At 59.4% G+C, this 19,924-nt stretch carries 22 protein-coding genes and 1 pseudogene; 8 read left to right on the top strand and 15 right to left on the bottom strand.

The features are described 5' to 3' along the window. Nucleotides 1–28: 28 nt before the first annotated feature. Nucleotides 29–646, bottom strand: coding sequence for a bifunctional phosphoserine phosphatase/homoserine phosphotransferase ThrH (gene thrH / locus LCU97_RS19605; RefSeq protein ID WP_232777516.1), 618 nt, complete (start codon nucleotides 644–646; stop codon nucleotides 29–31). A gap of 173 nt (nucleotides 647–819) precedes the next feature. On the opposite strand from thrH, the gene LCU97_RS19600 reads away from it, so the two are divergent. From LCU97_RS19600 to LCU97_RS19590, 3 genes are all read left to right on the top strand, one after another. Then, nucleotides 820–1,560: a phosphoadenylyl-sulfate reductase gene (locus LCU97_RS19600; RefSeq protein WP_053150377.1), complete on the top strand. Its 741-nt coding sequence runs from the start codon at nucleotides 820–822 to the stop codon at nucleotides 1,558–1,560. 457 nt (nucleotides 1,561–2,017) lie between these two features. Beyond that, entirely contained in the window at nucleotides 2,018–3,547 is a 1,530-nt protein-coding gene (locus LCU97_RS19595) for an NCS1 family nucleobase:cation symporter-1 (RefSeq protein WP_232777515.1), read from the top strand. A 17-nt stretch (nucleotides 3,548–3,564) separates the two neighbouring features. Then, nucleotides 3,565–4,293: an aspartate/glutamate racemase family protein gene (locus LCU97_RS19590; RefSeq protein ID WP_053150369.1), complete on the top strand. Its 729-nt coding sequence runs from the start codon at nucleotides 3,565–3,567 to the stop codon at nucleotides 4,291–4,293. A 132-nt stretch (nucleotides 4,294–4,425) separates the two neighbouring features. Here LCU97_RS19590 and LCU97_RS19585 read toward each other — a convergent pair whose 3' ends face one another. Next, complete coding sequence (locus LCU97_RS19585) at nucleotides 4,426–5,349, bottom strand: LysR family transcriptional regulator (RefSeq protein WP_053150367.1); 924 nt, start codon at nucleotides 5,347–5,349, stop codon at nucleotides 4,426–4,428. Between the two features lie 125 nt (nucleotides 5,350–5,474). Here LCU97_RS19585 and LCU97_RS19580 point away from each other — a divergent pair, with 125 nt between their 5' ends. Then, nucleotides 5,475–6,221 (top strand): 3-oxoacyl-ACP reductase family protein, encoded by a 747-nt coding sequence (locus tag LCU97_RS19580; RefSeq protein WP_053150363.1) that lies wholly within the window; start codon nucleotides 5,475–5,477, stop codon nucleotides 6,219–6,221. Nucleotides 6,222–6,285: 64 nt separating this feature from the next. Here the strand turns inward: LCU97_RS19580 and LCU97_RS19575 are convergent, their stop codons facing one another. From LCU97_RS19575 to LCU97_RS19550, 6 genes are all read right to left on the bottom strand, one after another. Then, complete coding sequence (locus LCU97_RS19575; protein WP_053150360.1) at nucleotides 6,286–6,981, bottom strand: HAD-IA family hydrolase; 696 nt, start codon at nucleotides 6,979–6,981, stop codon at nucleotides 6,286–6,288. 200 nt (nucleotides 6,982–7,181) lie between these two features. Beyond that, nucleotides 7,182–7,535 carry a hypothetical protein gene (locus tag LCU97_RS19570; RefSeq protein ID WP_232777514.1) on the bottom strand — a complete coding sequence of 118 codons (354 nt, stop codon included), beginning with the start codon at nucleotides 7,533–7,535 and terminating at the stop codon, nucleotides 7,182–7,184. An 87-nt stretch (nucleotides 7,536–7,622) separates the two neighbouring features. Then, entirely contained in the window at nucleotides 7,623–7,826 is a 204-nt protein-coding gene (locus LCU97_RS19565; RefSeq protein ID WP_232777513.1) for a hypothetical protein, read from the bottom strand. Between the two features lie 30 nt (nucleotides 7,827–7,856). Beyond that, complete coding sequence (locus tag LCU97_RS19560; RefSeq protein WP_172679609.1) at nucleotides 7,857–8,015, bottom strand: hypothetical protein; 159 nt, start codon at nucleotides 8,013–8,015, stop codon at nucleotides 7,857–7,859. 122 nt (nucleotides 8,016–8,137) lie between these two features. Next, nucleotides 8,138–8,545: a glycine zipper domain-containing protein gene (locus LCU97_RS19555; RefSeq protein WP_053150353.1), complete on the bottom strand. Its 408-nt coding sequence runs from the start codon at nucleotides 8,543–8,545 to the stop codon at nucleotides 8,138–8,140. Nucleotides 8,546–9,210: 665 nt separating this feature from the next. Next, nucleotides 9,211–11,400, bottom strand: coding sequence for a response regulator (locus tag LCU97_RS19550; RefSeq protein ID WP_053150345.1), 2,190 nt, complete (start codon nucleotides 11,398–11,400; stop codon nucleotides 9,211–9,213). Nucleotides 11,401–11,781: 381 nt separating this feature from the next. Here LCU97_RS19550 and LCU97_RS19545 point away from each other — a divergent pair. Next, nucleotides 11,782–12,054: pseudogene (locus LCU97_RS19545) on the top strand (AAA family ATPase); the annotation flags it as partial. Here LCU97_RS19545 and LCU97_RS19540 read toward each other — a convergent pair. Continuing rightward, nucleotides 12,048–12,638, bottom strand: a complete 591-nt coding sequence (locus LCU97_RS19540) for a GNAT family N-acetyltransferase (RefSeq protein ID WP_232777512.1) — start codon at nucleotides 12,636–12,638, stop codon at nucleotides 12,048–12,050. The pseudogene LCU97_RS19545 and the gene LCU97_RS19540 overlap by 7 nt on opposite strands. A gap of 67 nt (nucleotides 12,639–12,705) precedes the next feature. On the opposite strand from LCU97_RS19540, the gene LCU97_RS19535 reads away from it, so the two are divergent. Together LCU97_RS19535 and LCU97_RS19530 are read left to right on the top strand one after the other, a co-directional pair. Beyond that, nucleotides 12,706–13,104, top strand: coding sequence for a VOC family protein (locus tag LCU97_RS19535; protein ID WP_232777511.1), 399 nt, complete (start codon nucleotides 12,706–12,708; stop codon nucleotides 13,102–13,104). A 37-nt stretch (nucleotides 13,105–13,141) separates the two neighbouring features. After that, the gene (locus tag LCU97_RS19530; RefSeq protein WP_232777510.1) at nucleotides 13,142–13,516 is read left to right on the top strand and encodes a hypothetical protein; all 375 of its coding nucleotides are present in this window, start codon (nucleotides 13,142–13,144) and stop codon (nucleotides 13,514–13,516) included. A gap of 19 nt (nucleotides 13,517–13,535) precedes the next feature. On the opposite strand, the gene LCU97_RS19525 is transcribed toward LCU97_RS19530, so the two are convergent. From LCU97_RS19525 to LCU97_RS19510, 4 genes are all read right to left on the bottom strand, one after another. Then, on the bottom strand, nucleotides 13,536–14,492 hold the full coding sequence (locus LCU97_RS19525) for a 2-hydroxyacid dehydrogenase (RefSeq protein ID WP_232777509.1): 957 nt from the start codon (nucleotides 14,490–14,492) through the stop codon (nucleotides 13,536–13,538). Between the two features lie 32 nt (nucleotides 14,493–14,524). Beyond that, entirely contained in the window at nucleotides 14,525–15,283 is a 759-nt protein-coding gene (locus LCU97_RS19520; protein WP_232777508.1) for an SDR family oxidoreductase, read from the bottom strand. Nucleotides 15,284–15,324: 41 nt separating this feature from the next. Further along, on the bottom strand, nucleotides 15,325–16,017 hold the full coding sequence (locus LCU97_RS19515) for a fumarylacetoacetate hydrolase family protein (RefSeq protein WP_053150326.1): 693 nt from the start codon (nucleotides 16,015–16,017) through the stop codon (nucleotides 15,325–15,327). A gap of 98 nt (nucleotides 16,018–16,115) precedes the next feature. Beyond that, complete coding sequence (locus tag LCU97_RS19510) at nucleotides 16,116–17,465, bottom strand: MFS transporter (protein ID WP_053150323.1); 1,350 nt, start codon at nucleotides 17,463–17,465, stop codon at nucleotides 16,116–16,118. A 353-nt stretch (nucleotides 17,466–17,818) separates the two neighbouring features. On the opposite strand from LCU97_RS19510, the gene LCU97_RS19505 reads away from it, so the two are divergent. Next, nucleotides 17,819–18,751, top strand: a complete 933-nt coding sequence (locus tag LCU97_RS19505) for a helix-turn-helix transcriptional regulator (protein WP_232777507.1) — start codon at nucleotides 17,819–17,821, stop codon at nucleotides 18,749–18,751. A 98-nt stretch (nucleotides 18,752–18,849) separates the two neighbouring features. Here the strand turns inward: LCU97_RS19505 and LCU97_RS19500 are convergent, their stop codons facing one another. Both LCU97_RS19500 and LCU97_RS19495 read right to left on the bottom strand, forming a co-directional pair. Beyond that, the gene (locus tag LCU97_RS19500) at nucleotides 18,850–19,077 is read right to left on the bottom strand and encodes an integrase (RefSeq protein ID WP_082339707.1); all 228 of its coding nucleotides are present in this window, start codon (nucleotides 19,075–19,077) and stop codon (nucleotides 18,850–18,852) included. 105 nt (nucleotides 19,078–19,182) lie between these two features. Continuing rightward, entirely contained in the window at nucleotides 19,183–19,815 is a 633-nt protein-coding gene (locus tag LCU97_RS19495; protein WP_232777506.1) for a hypothetical protein, read from the bottom strand. Nucleotides 19,816–19,924: the final 109 nt, after the last annotated feature.

Raw genomic sequence — 19,924 nt, 5'->3', positions numbered from 1 at the left:
AGCCTGCTCGCTCCCACAGGGATTGTGTTTACAGGTTCAGGGACCGGTTCGACGCCTTGATAAACTCCTGCTTCAACTCGGCAAAGCTATGCACCGCCGGGAATTGCGGGAACTCACGGATCACATTCTCTGGGGCATGGAACAGAATCCCGGCATCGGCCTCGCCGAGCATCGTGGTGTCATTGTAGGAATCCCCCGCCGCGATCACCCGATAATACAAGCTCTTGAAGGCCAGGACCGACTGCCGCTTGGGATCTTTCTGACGCAATTGATAACCGGTCACCCGCCCGCTGTCGTCGGTAATCAGACGATGGCAGAGCAATGTCGGGAAGCCCAACTGGCGCATCAGCGGCTGGGAGAATTCGTAGAACGTGTCAGATAGGATGACCACCTGGAAACGCTCGCGCAGCCAGTCGACGAATTCGCTGGCGCCTTCCAGGGGCTTGAGCGTGGCGATGACTTCCTGGATGTCGGAGAGCTTGAGGCCATGCTCATCGAGGATGCGCAAGCGTTGCTTCATCAGCACGTCGTAGTCGGGAATGTCCCGGGTGGTCGCCCTGAGCGACTCAATACCGGTTTTTTCGGCGAAGGCGATCCAGATCTCCGGGACCAGCACACCTTCGAGGTCGAGACAGGCAATTTCCACAAGACACTCCCACTTATTCTGATGTTTATCGGTTGAGCGAACAAAGCCCTGCCGACTCTAGCCATTCGTCCGACCCCACGCAACGCACAGGGACGCGCCAGCTCCGACAGCTTTTGTTACCATCAGCCCCATATAGAGCGCCCAGCGCCACCGACCTGTAGGAAACCGCCCTGATGAGCCCATCGTTTGACGTCGTGGAACTCGCCACGACTTATGCCAACAAGTCTCCACAAGACATTCTCAAGCTGGCCTTCGCCGAATTCGGTGATGATTTGTGGATATCCTTCAGCGGCGCCGAGGACGTGGTGCTGGTGGACATGGCCTGGAAGCTGAACAAGAACGTCAAGGTGTTCAGCCTCGACACCGGTCGCCTGCATCCGGAAACCTATCGATTCATCGACCAGGTGCGCGAGCATTACAAGATCGATATCGAACTGGTCTCGCCGGACCATACGAAACTGGATCCGTTCGTGAAGGAAAAAGGCCTGTTCAGTTTCTACAAGGACGGCCATGGGGAATGCTGCGGTATCCGCAAGATCGAGCCGCTGCGGCGCAAACTGTCCGATGTCCGCGCCTGGGCCACCGGCCAGCGCCGCGACCAGAGCCCTGGCACCCGCAGTCAAGTGGCGGTACTGGAAATCGACACGGCGTTTTCCACACCGGAGCGCACCCTGTACAAATTCAACCCGCTGTCGCAAATGACGAGCGAGGAAGTCTGGGGCTATATCCGCATGCTGGAGCTGCCTTACAACAGCCTGCACGAACGCGGCTTCATCAGCATCGGCTGCGAACCCTGCACCCGCCCGGTACTGCCAAACCAGCACGAGCGCGAAGGTCGCTGGTGGTGGGAAGAAGCCACGCAGAAGGAATGCGGGCTGCACGCCGGCAACATCATTAGCAAGTCCAAGGTCTGAAACACCGTAACAAGCATTCCCGTACACAAAAATGTCACCCAAGGTGGCATTTTTTGTGTGCAACTTCTCATAACCGCACCAAAAAGTTACACCTCTAGCCTCCCTCCGCTCCGCTACCGTCCTCACGCACGTCTCACGAAAAATAAATACCTGTTCAAACGGTCAATTTAAAGCCACTTACTTTCAATTACTTAGCTCACGAAGATAACTAATCGAAATGAGCGCTTCGGCTTTTAGATCCTCGATCTGGCATAAAAATGGCTTAAGTCGACAAGTGTTTTGTATACAAATTGAACAATAAATACACACACTTTAGATCCGCAAGCCTGAAGCGCCCTATCCCGTACAGGCTGCAGATGCCCCGTAACCAAGGATGCTCGCCTGCCGCGACGAAGATTGCCGAGCCACGGGCTCATGCACAGTCATCGCGGCCCCCGAGGATCAGGAGCCTGCCGGAATGCGTACAAGTCTCTCCAATAACATCGCGCTGGATCTACCCTCCTCTACTATCGCCCCGAATACCAAGCCCCCCGCTCCACTGACCCTGAGTCCCAGGCTGCATAACAGAGACCTGGCACCGACCAAGGCCGAAGGACGGCGCTGGGGTCGCTACAGTATCTTTGCCCTGTGGACCAACGACGTACACAACATCGCCAACTACTCCTTTGCCATCGGTCTGTATGCGCTGGGTCTGGGTGGCTGGCAGATCCTCTTGTCCCTGGGCATCGGTGCCGCGCTGGTGTATGGCTTCATGAACCTGTCCGGCTACATGGGGCAAAAAACCGGCGTGCCGTTCCCTGTGATCAGCCGGATCAGTTTCGGTATCCACGGAGCGCAGATTCCTGCATTGATCCGGGCGATCATTGCCATCGCCTGGTTCGGTATCCAGACCTACCTGGCGTCCGTGGTGTTCCGGGTGCTGCTGACGGCCATCCACCCAGGCTTCGCCGAATATGACCACAATTCGATCCTCGGCCTGTCGAGCCTGGGCTGGGTGTGTTTCGTGGCGATCTGGTTCGTGCAGTTGGTGATCCTGGCCTACGGCATGGAAATGGTGCGCCGCTATGAAGGTTTTGCCGGTCCAGTGATCCTCGTCACTGTCGCGGCCCTGGCCGGTTGGATGTACAGCCAGGCCGGCGCGACCATTGCCTGGTCGATACGCGACCCACTGACCGGGGGAGAAATGTGGCGCAACATCTTTGCCGGTGGTGCGCTGTGGCTGGCGATCTACGGCACGCTGGTGCTCAATTTCTGCGATTTCGCACGCTCCTCACCGTGCCGACGGACCATTATCGTCGGCAATTTCTGGGGTCTGCCGGTGAACATTCTGGTATTCGCCGGGATCACCGTCCTGCTGTGCGGTGCGCAGTTCCAGATCAACGGACAGATCATCGAGAGCCCGACTCAGGTCATCGCCTCGATCCCCAATACCTTTTTCCTGGTGCTCGGCTGCCTGGCGTTCCTGATCGTCACCGTGGCGGTGAACATCATGGCCAACTTCGTTGCCCCGGCGTTCGTGCTCAGTAACCTGGCGCCCAAATACCTGACCTTCCGCCGGGCCGGGCTGATCAGCGCCGCCATCGCCGTGCTGATTCTGCCGTGGAACCTCTACAACAGCCCTTTGGTAATCGTCTATTTCCTGTCCGGCCTGGGTGCGCTGCTCGGGCCACTGTATGGCGTGATCATGGTCGACTACTGGCTCGTCCGCAAAGGCCGGATCAATGTGCCGCAGTTGTACAGCGAAGACCCCAACGGCGCGTACTACTACAGCAATGGCGTCAATCTGCGTGCAGTGGCGGCGTTCATCCCGGCGGCGCTGATTGCCATTGTCCTGGCGCTGGTACCCGGCTTCGACAGCATTTCACCGTTCTCCTGGTTGATTGGCGCCGGGATTGCAGGACTGCTTTACCTGATCATCGCCAAACGCCAGCCGTACTACGAAGACGTCAGCGGTGAGTCCATCGCTGTGGACAGCGTCAGTCATTGATTCAAAAGGAAAAGCTCATGCGAATTCTCGTGGTCAACGTCAACACCACCGACTCCATCACCCAGGCCATTGCCCGCCAGGCCCAGGCCGTCGCTGCACCGGGAACAGAGATTGTCGGACTCACCCCGCATTTCGGTGCAGATTCCATCGAAGGCAATTTCGAAAGTTACCTGGCCGCCATCGCGGTGATGGACCGGGTCATGTCCTACGACCAGCCATTCGACGCAGTGATCCAGGCCGGCTACGGCGAGCATGGCCGTGAAGGTTTGCAGGAGTTGCTGAACGTGCCGGTGGTGGATATCACCGATGCCGGCGCCAGCACCGCGATGTTCCTTGGCCATGCATATTCGGTGGTCACCACCCTGGACCGTACCGTGCCGCTGATCGAAGACCGTCTCAAGCTGTCCGGCCTGTTCGACCGCTGCGCCTCGGTACGGGCCAGTGGCCTGGCGGTGCTGGAGCTGGAGCAAGACCCACCGCGGGCAGTCGAAGCGATCGTGCAGCAGGCGGAACTGGCGGTGAGCCAGGACAAGGCCGAAGTCATCTGCCTGGGTTGCGGCGGCATGGCCGGGCTCGACGAACGGATCCGCCAGCGCACCGGAGTGCCGGTGGTGGATGGGGTGACGGCAGCGGTGACCATTGCCGAGTCTCTGGTGCGGCTGGGGTTGTCGACTTCCAAGGTGCGCACGTATGCGACACCGCGCCCCAAGACCATCATTGGTTGGCCGGGGCGGTTCGGGCGGTAAGACCGCATTGCCCTTTTCGCGAGCAGGCTCGCTCCCACCCTGTTTTGTGGTGACTGCAATGTCAGTCACTACAGTCCCTGTGGGAGCGAGCCCGCTCGCGATGGGCCCACCTCGGTCCTGAGCCAGCCTACCTCACACCGCCCTGAACCGCTCTCCCCACCCCTGCTCGGCAAACTGTTCAATGATGAAGTCCACAAACGCCCGGGTCTTGCCCGGCAGCAATTTGTGCTCGGCGTAATAGATGGAGATGTTGCCATCGTCGACGTACCAATCCGGCAACACCCGCTGCAACGCCCCTGATTCCAGGTAAGGAACGGCCACCGGCATGCTCACCAGCCCTATGCCCAGCCCTTGGGCGGCGGCTGCACAGTCGGCTTCCGAGTCACTCATGGTCATGCGTGCCTTGAGCATCAGCGGGCTGTGTTGTCCTGTCCGGCTGGTCAGTTGCCACGAACGGATCCGCCCGGTTTGAGGCGAACGAATCAGAATGCCCTGGTGATGCGCCAGGTCGTCCGGCTCGCGCAGCGCGGCATGATTGTGCAAATAGTCCCGGGAGGCGACCAGGACCCGGTGAGCCACGGACAGCTTGCGCGCCACCACTCCCTGGGGCAGTTCAAAGCCGCCGCCGATGGCCGCATCGAAACCTTGGCCGATCAGGTCTACCTGACGATTGTCGAAATGCCAGTCCGGATTGATCGCCGGGTAACGCTGCAAAAACGCGCCCAGCAACGGCACGATGTACAGCCGGCCAAATGCCGTGCCCATGCTCACCTTCAATGTACCCGCCGGCTGACCGCCGGCGCTGGCCAGGTTGGCAACGGCATTCTGGATGGTATTGAGGCTGCCGCTCACCTCCTCCAGAAACAACTGGCCGGCTTCGGTCAGTGTCAGGCGGCGAGTGCTACGCTGGAACAGGCGCACACCCAGCCGCGCTTCCAGCTTGGCCACACTTTTGCCCACGGCTGCCGGGGTGATGCTCAGGCGGCGTGCCGCTTCGGCAAAGCTACCGACTTCGGCGCTGCGCACAAAGCATTCGATACTGCTGAAAGTCTCCATAGCCGCCATTCTAAACTTTTGGTTTACACAGACTATATCAGTGACGGTCTACACAAGGTGTGGGCCGATCCGGATACTCCCCCCATCACCGCGGCATCTCGCCCCGGCATCCTTTGGAGAACACCATGAGCACGCAAACACTGAATGGCAAAGTCGCCTTGATCCAGGGCGGTTCCCGCGGCATCGGCGCCGCCATCGTCAAGCGCCTGGCCGCGGAAGGCGCCGCGGTGGCTTTCACTTATGTCAGCTCTGCCGCCAAGTCCGAAGAATTGCAGAACAGCATCACCGCAGCCGGTGGCAAGGCCCTGGCAATCAAGGCCGACAGCGCCGACGCCGAGGCCATTCGCAACGCCGTCAGGGCCACCGTCGAAGCCTTCGGCGGTCTGGACATCCTGGTCAACAACGCCGGTATCCTGGCCATGGCCCCACTGGATGAGTTCAAACTGGAAGATTTCGACCAGACCCTGGCCGTCAACGTGCGCAGCGTGTTCATCGCCACCCAAGAGGCTGCACGCCACATGACCGAAGGCGGTCGGGTAATCAACATCGGCAGCACCAACGCCGACCGCATGCCCTTCGCCGGCGGCGCCACCTACGCCATGAGCAAATCTGCCCTGGTGGGCCTGACCAAAGGCCTGGCCCGCGACCTGGGCCCGCGTGGCATTACCGTCAACAACGTGCAGCCAGGCCCGGTGGACACCGACATGAACCCGGCGGACAGCGATTTCGCCGAAAGCCTGATGTCGCTGATGGCCATCGGACGCTATGGCAAAGTTGATGAAATCGCCAGTTTCGTCGCCTACCTGGCAGGCCCGGAAGCGGCCTATATCACCGGGGCCAGCTTGACCATCGACGGTGGTTTCGGCGCCTGATCGCTCCCCATGAAAAACGCCGGCCAGGGTTTCAACCGTGGCCGGCGTTTTTTGCCTCATGCCCTCAAGCCCACTCCAGTTCCGGCAAACCGCACAAGGCCGGTTGGAACAGCTTCAGCGAACGAATGATCCCGTCGGCATGGGCGTATTTTTCGTCGGCCATGGCCGAGTCCGGGACAGCGATGGCGGTCATGCCCGCCGCTTTCGCGGCCGTGACGCCAAATGGCGAATCCTCGAACACCAGGCAATCACGGGGAGCGACCCCCAGGCGACGGGCCGCGGTGAGAAAAATATCCGGCGCCGGTTTCGCCGCGCCCACTTCCGGATCATCCGCAGTGACGATGAAATCGAACAACGCGAACCAGTCCCGGTGCAAAGTGGTTTTCAGCTTGAACGTGTGACTCGACGAACTGGTACCCACCGCAATGGGAATGTCATGGGCCTTGAGATGCCGTACCAGCTCCTCGGCGCCGGGCATCCCCAGGGCATGAGGAAAACGCTCGCGCATCAGGGGCTCCCGGATCACCAGGAACTCCTCGGCAGTGATCGGCAGATCCAGGGCCTGGACCACATAACGGGCCAGATCCCCAGCGCCACGCCCAATGATGTTCTGCTTCACGCTCCAGTCGAAGGTGCGTCCGTAGCGCTCGGCAATAATGGACGTGACCTCGGTGTAGATGCCCTCGGTGTCGAGCAGCAGCCCATCCATGTCGAAAATCACAGCCTTGATCGGGCCAAACTCTTTGTGCGGTGCATTCATCGCATCTGATCCGTTATCAACACAACATTCCAGGGGATGGCTCAGGTGCGGCCAGGTGGGGTGTCTGCCTTAAAGGATTCAGCAGAATAACGAGGGGGGTATGGAACAGGCAACGAAAAATCTTACAAGCCTGAGAAAGGAGCCTGTAGGAGCTGAACTGTCTTCATCCCGCTCCTACAGGATTGGTCGTTGTGATTGATTTATTGGCTCGAACCGCTGGAGCCACCCGAGCTGCCACCACTGTCGCTGGTGCCCGTGCCACCTCCACTGCTTGCACCGCCACCCACGGAGCTACCGCCGCTCGTGGACCCGCTTCCCGTGCCGGGGCTGGTACTGCTGCCGTTGGCATCGCCGCCGTTCCCCCCGCTGACAGATCCCGGAGGCAAGGCGTTACCGTTGGCGCCGGACGTCGAGCCGGCATCCATTTGCGTAGAGGGCGGCATCCCGCCTTTGTCCACGGGCGCGTTCTCATCGGAGGACTGTGCGAAAACCGCCAGTGAACTGGCTGAAAGAATCCCGGCAAGTGTCAGCGCGGTCATGTGTGACTTCATCATGGTGAGTCTCCTTTTCAAGTTACCTACCTGATGTGTGGCCCTCATAACGGGTCAATGGTGCCCCGCAAGCGACAGGCGGCCCGGTCTTCAGCTGGGTTGGCCGGAAGCGTCGTCACCGGCGATATCCGGATCGTCCGGACTCGCCTCAATGTCCTCATCTTCGTTCGGTACCTGCTCTACGCCGGCGTCGTCATCAGGCGGTCGCTGGTCGCGACCCAGGGAGTCGGTGGGCGATGGCAGCGGGTATTCCGGGGTTTCATCGTCGTCGGGAATAGGTGGGTCGGCGGTCATGACAAATCTCCTGAGGCGCACTACCCGGCCTCAATCGTAGGATTCTTCTTCAAGCTCGGCGTCTTCGTCGTCGATCAGAGGCACCTGGGCGTCATCCATCAAGGAACCCGGGTCTTCATTGCCCGGATCATTGACGAAAGGGACACCCGACGGGCCTTTTTCTTCCTGGCCTTCGGTTTCCGGCGTCATGGCACACCTCGTGATTGCAAATGGATGTATGGATTCGAGGCGGGAGCGAGATAAACGTTCCGGACAAATCCCGGGAAAAGAAAACCCGGCACGTGGCCGGGTCCTCTCATCCAGACATCACCTCAGCGATGCTTTCTTTTGTGCTTGTGCTTCTTGCCGGAATGACCGTCGTTGTCGTTGGACAGGTTGCTGCCCAATGCACCACCGGCCGCGCCGCCGAGGCCTGCGCCAATGGTAGAACCGGTGGAGCCGCCCAGGCGGTTGCCGATAATCGAACCACCGGCCGACCCCAGGCCGCCGCCGATGGCAGCTTCCGTACGGCTGCCCTTGCGAGCCCCTACCGCACTGCCGGCGGCACCGCCGACACCGGCGCCGATCGCGGCGCCCGTGCTGCCGCCCATCTGCTGGCCGACCACATTACCCAATACCCCGCCAAGGCCACCGCCGATCGCGGCGGTACCATCGCCAGCCGCCATCGCGCCTTGAGCAACCAGAAGCCCAAGCACCAGGGTGGACAAAGTCAAACGCATGATAAAAACCTCAAGAATGCCGCATCGGGAGAGATGGCCGATGCGCGCGGGCGCGAGTTTACGCCAAACGGCTCAGCCATGCCGGTTGGACAACGAACACGAGGGTAGTTTTATGACAGACAAAAAAAAGCCCGCTGGGGAAACGGGCAGGTACTGCTTTCTAACGGATGAGCTCAGGCTACGTGTGCGCGTGTGAAAGAAACGTGAAAGAAACGTCGATAAAAAAAGATGAAGAATAGTTATCCGACAGTCGATGCTGCCAGCGCCCTAACCCTTGGAAAGCACTTGCAAAAAGCCCCGTCCGCTGACGGGGCTGCGACTGATCCTATTTCCTGGCCGGCACCCTGGGCAGGAATTTGGCTCTTTCCCCTCGTTGCACTTTCGGCACCTTGGTCCTGATGGATTTGATCGGCTCGTCGCCAAAGTCGGCCCGATAGGCCGACTGACCACACTGCAACCCTTCATTGATCGGATAAACAGCTCCAATATCCTCGCTGTACGGTGTTCCCATTGCCTTCCCCTTTACGTCGAGACCGAGACCGGCAACAACCGATTGCCTGAAAATATCGATCCTCAGGCTTTGAGACTAGCCGGTCATCAACAGACCGCCTGTCCTATCCGCGCTTGACCGACGAATGGAAGCCACTGTTTCAAAAGGGAAACACTCAATCTGTGCGCATTATCGTCCGGCTCAGCACCCGGGAAACCTGATCGGCCGAGTAGGGCTTGGACAAGAACTCGAAACCTTCATGGCCACTGTGTGCCAGTTCCTCGCTGTAGCCGGACGTCAATACCACTGGCAGGTCCTCGCGACGTCGACGCAGCTCCTTGGCCAGCGCGATACCGCTGATACCCGGCATGACGACATCGGAAAATACCGCATCGAAGGCCATGGCATCCGGGCCGACCAGATCCAGTGCCTCCTCGGCGTTGGTAGCCCAGGCGGTTTCGTAACCCAGGTCCTGCAGGATCTGGTTGGCAAACCGCCCCACTTCCACATTGTCTTCCACGATCAATACGCGCCGCCTGCCCTTGTCCAGAATCAGGCGGGTGGTTTCTTCCTCCACCGGTCGCTGCACCCTTTCGGCCTCGACTTCCGGAAGGTACAAGGTGAATACCGTGCCTTGGCCGACAACGGTCGAAACATCGACGTTGCCGCCGGATTGCTTGGCAAAGCCGAACACTTGGGACAGGCCCAACCCCGTGCCCTTACCCACTTCCTTGGTGGTGAAGAAGGGCTCGAAGATGTGCTCAAGGAATTCAGACGCAATACCCGTACCGGTGTCTGCCAGGGCCACGGCGACAAAAGCCTGCCCGGATCCTGCATGACCACGGATCGGCGGCATGCCTGCACCGCATTTGAGCCGAAGCCACAGCGTGCCCTGACCACTCATGGCATCGCGTGCGTTCAACGCCATGTTGATCAGGGCCGTTTCGAACTGGCTCAGGTCCGCCCGGATGTAACAGGGCCGGTCGCACAGCTCGACCTTGACCTGCATCCGTGCCCCCGTGATGGTTTCCAGCATGTCTCCCAGGCTCTGCACTTGCTTGCCCACATCGATCACTTGCGGTTTCAAGGGCTGACGCCGGGCGAACGCCAGCAGTTGGCTGGTCAATTTGGCAGCGCGCTCCACCGTATCGGAAACCGCGCTCATGTAGCGCTGGCGACGTTCATCGGACAGATTGGGCATGCGCAGGAAATCAACAGAAGAACGAATGATGGTCAGCAGGTTATTGAAGTCATGGGCCACACCGCCCGTGAGCTGGCCAATAGCTTCGAGCTTCTGCGACTGGCGAAGCGCGGCTTCGGTCTGCTTCAGCCGCGTGGTACGCTCCTCGACCCGTTCCTCCAGCGTCGCGTTCAGTTCGGCCAGGGCCGCCAGCCCCTTGCGCACGGCCGCGTCGGCACGGGCTCGCTCAATGTGGGCCCAGGATCGCTCGGTGACTTCCATCAGCAGCGCCAGATCGTTCGAAGACCAGACCCGGGGCGTTCTATCATGGATCGCCATTAAAGCGGTCAATCGCCCGTTCTTGATCAGCGGGACGCAAATGGTGGCGGCGATACCGATCGATTGGAACGCCGCCGCTTCGTTCGGCGCCAGTTCCGCCAGATTGTCGTTGATCACCAGCGGTTTGCCGGCCCGCAGGTTGGCGACCGCCAGCCGACCGAAATCGGCCAGTCGGTAATGCCCGACGATACTGGGCGAGCCCGCCCGGGCCCAGTCGCCACGAATCGTGAAGGCATCCTCGTCTTCCTCCATGTCCGCATACGCGCAATTGGACAGATTCAAGTGCGCCGCCAGGATGCGCGTGGTCGTTGCCATGATGGCCTGCGGATCGGTGGCGTTGGCCACCGCACTGCCAATGGCATCGAGAACGGCCAGGCGTTGGGTCATGAATACGGTCGACGTGGTCTCGGTGACGGTGTCAAGCATGCCCACGACATTGCCGTACTGATCACGGATGGGGCTGTAGCAGAAAGTGAAATAGGCCTGCTCAGGGCCGCCGCCCCGCTCGACGACCAAGGGGAAATTCTCGATATAGGTCGCTTGCCCATCGAATGCACCCTGCACGATCGGACCGATCTCGCTCCATGCTTCCTGCCAGATCTCGTCGAACCGACGGCCCAGCGCATCGGGTTTGTTGCCGAGGATCGCCATGAAGGCATCGTTGTACAGGGTAATCAGATCCGGCCCCCATACGATGGCCTTGGGAAAATGGGAGGCAAGGCTCAGCGCCACGGTGGTCTTCAGCACATCCGGCCATTGCTCCAACGGCCCGATGGAAGTGCTGGCCCAATCATAGCGACGTACCTGTGCGGCCATTTCTCCATAGCTTTGCAGCCAGTCTGTCATTGCGTTCGATCCCTCTCAGCCGCCCAACATCATCGAAGCGAAGTGCTTGTGTCCTTAAGCCGGGGCTTATTATCCCGCGCCGCGAAGGAATGTGCGATTGGATTGTGGAATTCGTGAGGATGCAAATGGGGGCATAAGCGTGGGACCGGGCGATGAGGCTACGGTCATTTCCTACAAATCATTGGGAATCGCCTTTCCGGTCTATCCCTGGAATCACGAAGCCCTGACTGAGTCAGGGCCTTTGATTCACAGCCAGCCAAAACCGTTCGCCTTCATCCCGGCCAACCCAAAGTAGCGGCTGACCTCGCCACCGCAGGCATACCAGAAGGCACCGACATACAGGCCAAGGCCAGTGCTGACGCCGATTTTCTCGACGACTTAAGCCGCGAGGCGTGGAGCACAATCGCCAGACAGTCAGGTGTTGAGCTAGTGGATATCCAAGTGATCTGTTCGGATAAGCAGGAACACCAACGGCGGGTAGAAACCAGGCAGATCGATATTCCCGGACTGACTCCGCCAAGCTGGCAGTCAGTCCAGAATCATGAATATGAAGCTTGGGATCACGCGCCGTTCAGCGTAGACACAGCCCTGGTATCTTCAACGGAAGCAGTTGCCATGATCATGGGGCGTTTTTTTCGTGCCTACGCTCAATGATCCGTCTTGCCGTGGCTGACTTGATACATTCCTGACGCGGCCTTGCGCTCGAGCCAATCCTCCCGCCTCATTTCCCAGATTTCCTTGAGCATCGGCCCACAAACGAAATCCCCCTGCCCCGTCGCAATCAGGCGCATGCCTTCGCGCTCCGACACCCTGCGCGATGCCTGGTTGCCCACGGCCTTGGGTACCTGCATGACGGGGCGTCCCAGGGTTTCGAACCAATAGGCGTCGATGGCCTCGCAGGCTTCGCGCATGTAGCCGTTTCCCTGCCATTGAGGGGCGAGCCAGAAGCCTCGGTTGTTGCCGGGCTGGTCGTACAGGCTGATACTTCCCACGCTGTGCGCCGGTTCTTCGCACCTGCGAATCATCCAATGCCATTCACGGCCCGCTTCTATGGCGGGGAGCGCGTGGTCGCGGATGTAGGTCAGCGCGCCGTCATCCGGATAGGGCCAAGGCACGCGGCTGTCGAGATAGCGCACCACGTCCCAGTGAGGAAATAACTGCTGGATAGCCGGTGCGTCGTTCAGCTGCAGGGGCGTGAGGATGAGGCGCCGAGTCTGGAGCACGGGGATGGTGTCCACGATAAAGTTCCTTTTTACTTCTCAGGCTTGGTAAACCCGTTCATCCATCGCTTCAGTGGTGACTGTCATGATATCCCACGTTTATTTAGGTATACGCGACTTCGATCGTGCCTTCGCTTTCTATTCAAAGATAATGGCTGGTCTTGGCCTCACGTTGAAATTCTGCGAGGCGAGCAAGGCTTGGGCCGGTTGGGTCGCGCCAGCCTCCCCCCGCCCGATCTTCGTCATAGGCACGCCGTTTGACGGCAACGCAAGTGAGCCGGGCAACGGACAGATGGTGGCCCTACTCGCGCCCAACCGAGAGGCTGTCAGGAAAACCCACGCTACAGCGTTGGCTTTCGGGGCCACTTGTGAAGGCCCTCCAGGGTTAAGACCCCACTATCACCCCGATTATTACGGTGCCTACTTTCGAGACCTTGACGGCAACAAACTGTGCGTTTGCTGTCATGATCCTGAAGCAGCCTAGTGGCGCTCAATGGAATCGGGGCTCTCAGGGAAACGATATGAAAAAACAAGCCGCCTGTCTTGTGCCGTTCGCTTTGGCACTCTTGGTCCTGTGCGATCCCGTACAAGCAGCCACCTGGCAAATCTGCCGTCTGGAACTGCACATTACCGACGTACTTAAACGCCCTTTCCCACAACTACAAGCCAAGGTCCTGACGGCAAGTCCGAAGTCGACCACGGTGGAGTGCCCAAAGGAAGGGACGACACTCACGTTCACGCCGGAAACAGCCGACTACCAGGCCACGCTTCCCCGTCGGCAATGGCCCAGGAAGGGGCAGTCGGTGCGAGTCGACTACCGCTACCTGGACGGTATCTGCAAAGGCGATGGCAACAGTCATGCCTGTCGTATCGAGCACTACCCGTTCGGACGCTAGGTATACGAAACCTAAGCCCTCAACCCGTCACACACCCCTGGGGCACCTTCCCGGCAAAGCTGTCCACCAGACTGGCCAACACCATTTCTCCCATGCGCGTGCGGGTCTGCAACGTTGCGCTGGCGCGATGGGGTTGCAGGACGACATGTTCATTGCCAAACAACGCTTCGGGAACGTTCGGTTCGTCGACGAACACATCCAGCGCCGCGCCGGCGATGTCTCCGGCGTTCAGTGCTGCGACCAGATCGGTCTCGTTGACCAGCTTGCCCCGGGCCACGTTGATCAGATAGCCGCCCTTCCCCAGGGCTTGCAGCACTTGGGCGTCGATGATCGCTTCGGCCTTGTCGGCGGCAGCGGCGAGAATCAGTGCATCACTCTCGCTCGCCAGTTGCTTGAGATCGGCAACGAACCGGTGGCTCACGTCATTCATGGGTTGCAGGTCGGTATAGCTGATGGCGCATCCGAACGCGGCGGCGCGGATCGCCACCGCGCGACCGACGCGGCCCATGCCGACGATGCCGATGCGCATGCCCGACACCTGACGGGCCAATGGCAGCGGTGCCAACGGTGTCGGGCTTTGAGGCCATTGGCCGGAGCGTACGTAGCGATCACCGGTGCACAAACCACGGCACACAGCGATCAATAATCCGATGGCCAGGTCGGCGACGTCCTCGGTCAATGCACCAATAGTGGCAGTGACACGAATGCCACGATCCCTGGCGTAGGCCAGGTCCACTGCGTCGGTGCCTACGCCGTTGACCGCGACCACCTCCAGTCCGGGCAGTTGTGCCATGAGCGCCTGGCTGATACCGGTGTGCCCGCCGGTGATCACACCGCGAATGTTGGCGCCATGTTCCTGCACATAGGCGGTTTTGTCGGCCTGTTCGAAATAACGCCGAATGGTAAACAGCTCGTTGAGCCGGGTATTGATTTCAGGGATCAGGATCGGGCTGAGCTGCAAGACTTCTGGCTTCATGGGGACCTCGCGTAGCGAATAAAAACGCCGGCTCAACCGCGGCCGGCAAAGGGCATGGCGGTGGCCATGACGGTCATGTTCAGAACGTTGGCCGACAGCGGCAGGCCGGCGATGTAGCGCACCGCGTCAGCCACATGACTGACGTCGACCATCGGTTCCACCGCGACGGTGCCGTTGGCCTGGCGCACGCCTTTGGTCATGCGCACCGACATCTCCGTCAGGGCGTTGCCGATGTCGATCTGGCTGCAGGCGATGTTGAATTCGCGGCCATCCAGGGCCAGTGATTTGGTCAGCCCCAGTACCGCGTGTTTGCTGGCGGTATAGGCACTGCTGAAGGGTCGTGGCGTATGAGCGGAAATCGAGCCGTTGTTGATGATGCGTCCGCCTTGGGGTTGTTGCCGGCGCATCAGCCCGAACGCGCCACGGGCGCAGAGGAAAACCCCGTTGAGGTTGGTGTCGATCACGTTGCGCCATTGTTCGAAAGTCAACTCATCCAGAGGCACAGCCGGGGCGTTGATCCCGGCGTTATTGAACACAACGTCCAGACGTCCGTAGACCTCAGCGATGGTTGCAAACAGCGCATCGACACTGACCGGATCACGCACATCGGTGGGTACCGCCAACGCTTCACGACCCTCGGCGGCGGCCAGTTCGACCAACGCTTGCAAGGGTTCCGGGCGGCGTCCCGCCAACACCAGGGTGAATCCGTCCTGCATCAGCCCCAAGGCTACGGCGCGACCGATGCCGCTGCCGGCACCAGTCACCAGCGCTACTTTCAAGGTATTGGACATGTGGTGCTTCCTTTCTCAAATCAGTAGGACGATTGCCAGGTTCACGGGCGCGGGCCGACGCGCATTTCCAGTTGACCGATGCCATCGATGCCAGCGGTGACGACATCTCCCGGCAGCAACAGATCGACGCCCGCCGGGCTGCCGGTCATGATCAGGTCACCGGCCCTGAGGGGCACCGATTGGGAAATGCGGCTGATGACTTCGCTGACCGACCAGATCTGGCTGTCGAGACTGTCGCGCTGGCGTTCCTCGCCGTTCACGCTCAACCACAATTCGCCTTGCGGATGCCCGGCTTGCGCCACCGGCACAATGGCGGTCATTGGCGCGGCGCCATCGAACACTTTGGCGCCCTCCCATGCCAGGCCGTTGCGCTTGGCCATGCGCTGGACATCACGTCGCGTCAGATCAAGGCCCACCGCGTAGCCCCACACATAGGCCAGGGCCTGGCTTTCAGGAATGTGAGCACCGCCCTCGCCGATGGCGACGACCAGCTCGATTTCGTGAACGAATTCCTCTGTCACGGACGGATAAGCCATCTCACCCACCGCCTCTATCACGCTGCTCGCCGGCTTCATGAAGAACACTGGCGGTTGTCGGGACTGGCCTTGAGTGTCGGGCCAAGGGTAATTGCGGCCGACGCAAAATACCCGGCCCACGGGAAACCGCTGGGGGCTGCCGGCTACCGGCAAGGTCACGGGCAGGTCGGGCGTAAAGACGTACTCGGGCATGTTCATTCTGATTAAAGTCCTGATGGAAGGATCAGCGTACGGCGGCTGTCTGTTGCGAAGTTGGACGAAAGCCGCCTCGTATTGGAGAAATCGGTTGTCTTGACTCAGCGAACCTTGAGTTCGATGCGATAGAGGCGACCGAGCAGCAATGAGTAAGACAAGGTGCCGATCAGCGCGACACCGCCGATGAACCAGAAGGCCAAGGCAAACGAGCCGGTCTTGTGGACGATCGCGCCGATCACGATGGGGGTGACAATGCCGCCGATATTGGCGGCCAGGCTGGTGATCCCGCCGGTCAACCCGATCAGCTCCTTGGGCGCCACTTCCGACACCGCCGCCCAGGAAGACGACGCAATGCCCTGGGCGAAGAAGGCAATCGTCAGCACGGCGATGCAGATCGCGTTCGAATCGGTGAAGTTCACCAGGACGATGGACATGCCCAGCATAGAACCCACCACCAGCGGCAGCTTGCGGGCGAAAGACAGCGAGTAGCCTCGACGGATCAGCAAATCGGAAACGATCCCCGCCAGCAGAATGCCCACCGTCGCGCCCACGAATGGCATCACCGCAAAGATTCCGGCCTTGATCGTCGTCAGTTGACGCTCTTCGATGAGGTACGTCGGGAACCAGGTGAGAAAGAAATACAGCGCCGAGGTGCTGGCGAATTTGCCGATGCAGATCGCCCAGACCTGCCGATAGCTGAACAGTTCGGCAATCTGTCGCCAGTTGAAGCGGGTGCGTTCCTGACTGCTCTTGACCAGTCCGCCCCCGGCCTCGATGTACTTCAGCTCTTCCTTGCTGACTTTCTTGCAGTTCATCGGGTCGCGATACAGGAACAGCCAGGCCACGCCAAAAACGATACCGAGGGCGCCCGTGCTGTAGAACACATGACGCCAGTCGAAAGTAGTCGCCAGCCAGAGCAACGCACCGGTAAACAGTGCGGTGCCCAAGTACTGGCCGCAGACGTAGATGCTACTGGCCATGCCCCGCTCCCGCGCCGGGAACCACACCGTGACCGCCCGACTGTTGGCCGGAAACGCCGGTGCCTCCATGGCGCCCACGGCCAGACGCAGGCCGAACAGTGAAGCGAATCCCGTGGCGAAGCCCTGGCACACGGTGACTGTCGACCAACTGATCAGCGACACCCCATAGGTAACCCGAGACCCGAAGCGGTCGGCAATGAATCCGGCGGGCACCAATGCAATGGCGTAGGTCCAGGCAAAAGCAGAAAAGATCAGGCCCATTTCAATCTTGTCCAGGCCCAGGTCCTTGGCCAGGAAGGGTGCCGCAATCGAGATGTTCACCCGATCGATGTAGTTGATGATCGTCGCGATCAGCAGCAGCGACAGCATGAACCAGCGCCGACGGGACGGCAGCCTGATCGACGCCGCGGTATCTCGGGCGCGGGCCAGCGCTGGCGATGCGCCAGCGCGGGAAGTTTGTGAACTCGACATGGATAAGCCCTCATTATTGTTAGAAAAATCGAGAGCCCGACAGTGGTCGTACAACCAAACAAAATCAACGAAGGTGTTAGATCATTTTTTACCTTTGCCACCGCGAGTGAAAAACCTGTCCAAAAAGCAAAAGCCAGTGAAAACTTTCAGGGAGGCGCCGAAAACCTACTAACCGATTGTTTTTAAAGCAAAAATTATTTGAGAGTATTTTTTGAATTTTGGACAGTGCCTCTTTCCCTTGTTTGAAAATAAATTTCTCCCTTAGCCATGTCATCGTACGACTCCTTGAAAATCACATGGCAGCCCCGTCACAATCAACGCCTCCCTCCGTACCAGTCGAGGTTCCCCAGGAGATGTCATCACCGAGCCAGGTCCCCACCTATTTCATGCAACAACGCAGCGAACTGACGGACTTCTACATCCGCGACAAAAAGGGCCGGCGAGCCGAAACCAGTCCCCATCGTCACGAATATTTCCAGATCCAGATCAACCTCGGCGGCGACACCGTGCAACACATCGGCAACGTCCAGCGCCCATTTCCCCGTAACACACTGGCTTTCATCCTGCCCCATCGCGTGCATGTGATTCCGCATCCGGCGGACAGCAGCTTCATCGTGATCAACTTTTCCCAGACCTTCCTGTTGCCGCATCTGCAATGCGACCCGATGGATCTGGAGGAAGTCTCGATTCTCCTGGCCCCCGAGTTATCGCCGTTCCGTTTCCAGGAGCACCTGGATTTCATTCTGGGCCAGGAAGATTTCAGCAAGGTCTGCGGGTTGATCGAGCAAATGCGCGTGCTGGATGAAAACCGTCAATTCGGCACCCGAGAAATGCTCAAGGGTTTGCTGCTGCAACTGATCGGCAGCGTCTGTGCCTTGTATGCCGAGCCGCTCAAGCGATTGGCCGAAGAAAACGCCGCCGAAATCAGCCGGCGCGATGCGTTGGGCAGGATGTCCGAATACCTGCGCAAGAACATCGCCGACCCCGATCTCAACCTGATAAAGGTCGCCGCCGCGACTTACCTGTCGCCCACTTACCTGACCCATTGGTTGCGCAAGGAAATCGGCAAGACCTTCACCGAACTGGTGCTTGAGCGCAGGATGCATGCGGCGCGAAATTACTTGCTCAACGGCACCCGCCCGGTGGGCGAAGTGGCGAGGTTGTGCGGGTTCGCCGACGAAGCTTATTTTTCCAGGCGCTTTCGCCAGATACATGGCCTGCCGCCAGGGCAGTTCAGGCGCCAGCAGCTCAACCCGGACACACCGCAGTCGGCGTTGAATACCTGAGCGGCGCCGCACCTACGACGTTTCACACGTCGATTGCCCCTCGAAGGTAAAAAAACGGCTCGTTATCCAACGAGCCGTTTCATGTACTTCCGTGCGAATCAGCGCAGGATCAACACCGCCGCTACAGCGATCACAACTACAACGCCAAACACCATGCGTGCGATCCAGGGTGCCGTGAGCCAGACTCCGGTAACCCCGGCAATCTGACCGACGTTTTTCTCCGTCAGCCGGAAACTTGGTTCCCGGAAAGGGTTGCCACAATGTGGGCAGGCGTAGGCCTTGTCAGAGATCCGGGAAGCGCATTCAGGGCAATCGATCAGACTCATTGTGCGTCCTCTGAGGAGTTGAATTTCTGGCCTTCGAAAGACCATGCCTGACAGCTTTCGTTCTGAATCGCCAACGCATTGAACACGAAACGCCTGGGTCGCCTGTCAGACAACGGGGATATGGGTATTGATACTGTCGAACTTCTTGTATTTCCAACTGAACCCGTCTCGTTGCACGGGTGCGAAACTCTTGAACCAATCCACCCAGTTACTGGCGGATGGCATCCACCAGCCCTTGACGGTATTTCCCCAGTGCGCAAGGCCGAGCTCGGAAATCACGTAATGACTATGGCTGACACAGTTTTGATACTGAGTGTTCGCCAAAGGAAGGTTTGGCCAGAAAGCGTCGTAAGTGGTCTTGGTCTTTTTCAGCTTGGCTGCAAGGGCCCTGTACTTCTTCACGAACTGCTTGTTGACACCGATATAGTAAACGTAAGTCGTTGAGCTCCCCGTGGTACGGGCCCAGTCCATTTCCCCAAGACTCCCTGTATTGAACTCCCAGCCGTCCTCACTGATACCTGTCAGCGTGATGTTCTCGCCTACGATCAGGAAAGTCGTGGCATGCCCATCCTCGACAAGCTTTCCAAGGGTCTTCTTCCAGGCGCCCAGGCTGAAGGGGCTGAATCCTTTCCCTACACCGCTCCATGTAAGTATTGAATAACAAATGCCGAAAATGCCCGCCGCGCCGCTGATCTTTTCCAGACTGGCCACTAAATGAGTTCCTTTTCTTTTGGTCATTCCATGACTCCCCGGCTTACTTTTCGGTGCGACCGGTGGGATTTTGCTGGTCAAGGCAAGGCTAGGACATGATATGAGCCCATGCCAGCCTCCTCGCAGAGAAAGACCG

The organism is Pseudomonas uvaldensis (assembly GCF_021271205.1).
Classification (GTDB): domain Bacteria; phylum Pseudomonadota; class Gammaproteobacteria; order Pseudomonadales; family Pseudomonadaceae; genus Aquipseudomonas; species Aquipseudomonas uvaldensis.
Note: the sequence above shows the minus strand (reverse complement) of the source record. Positions and strands in the feature narration are given on the sequence as shown.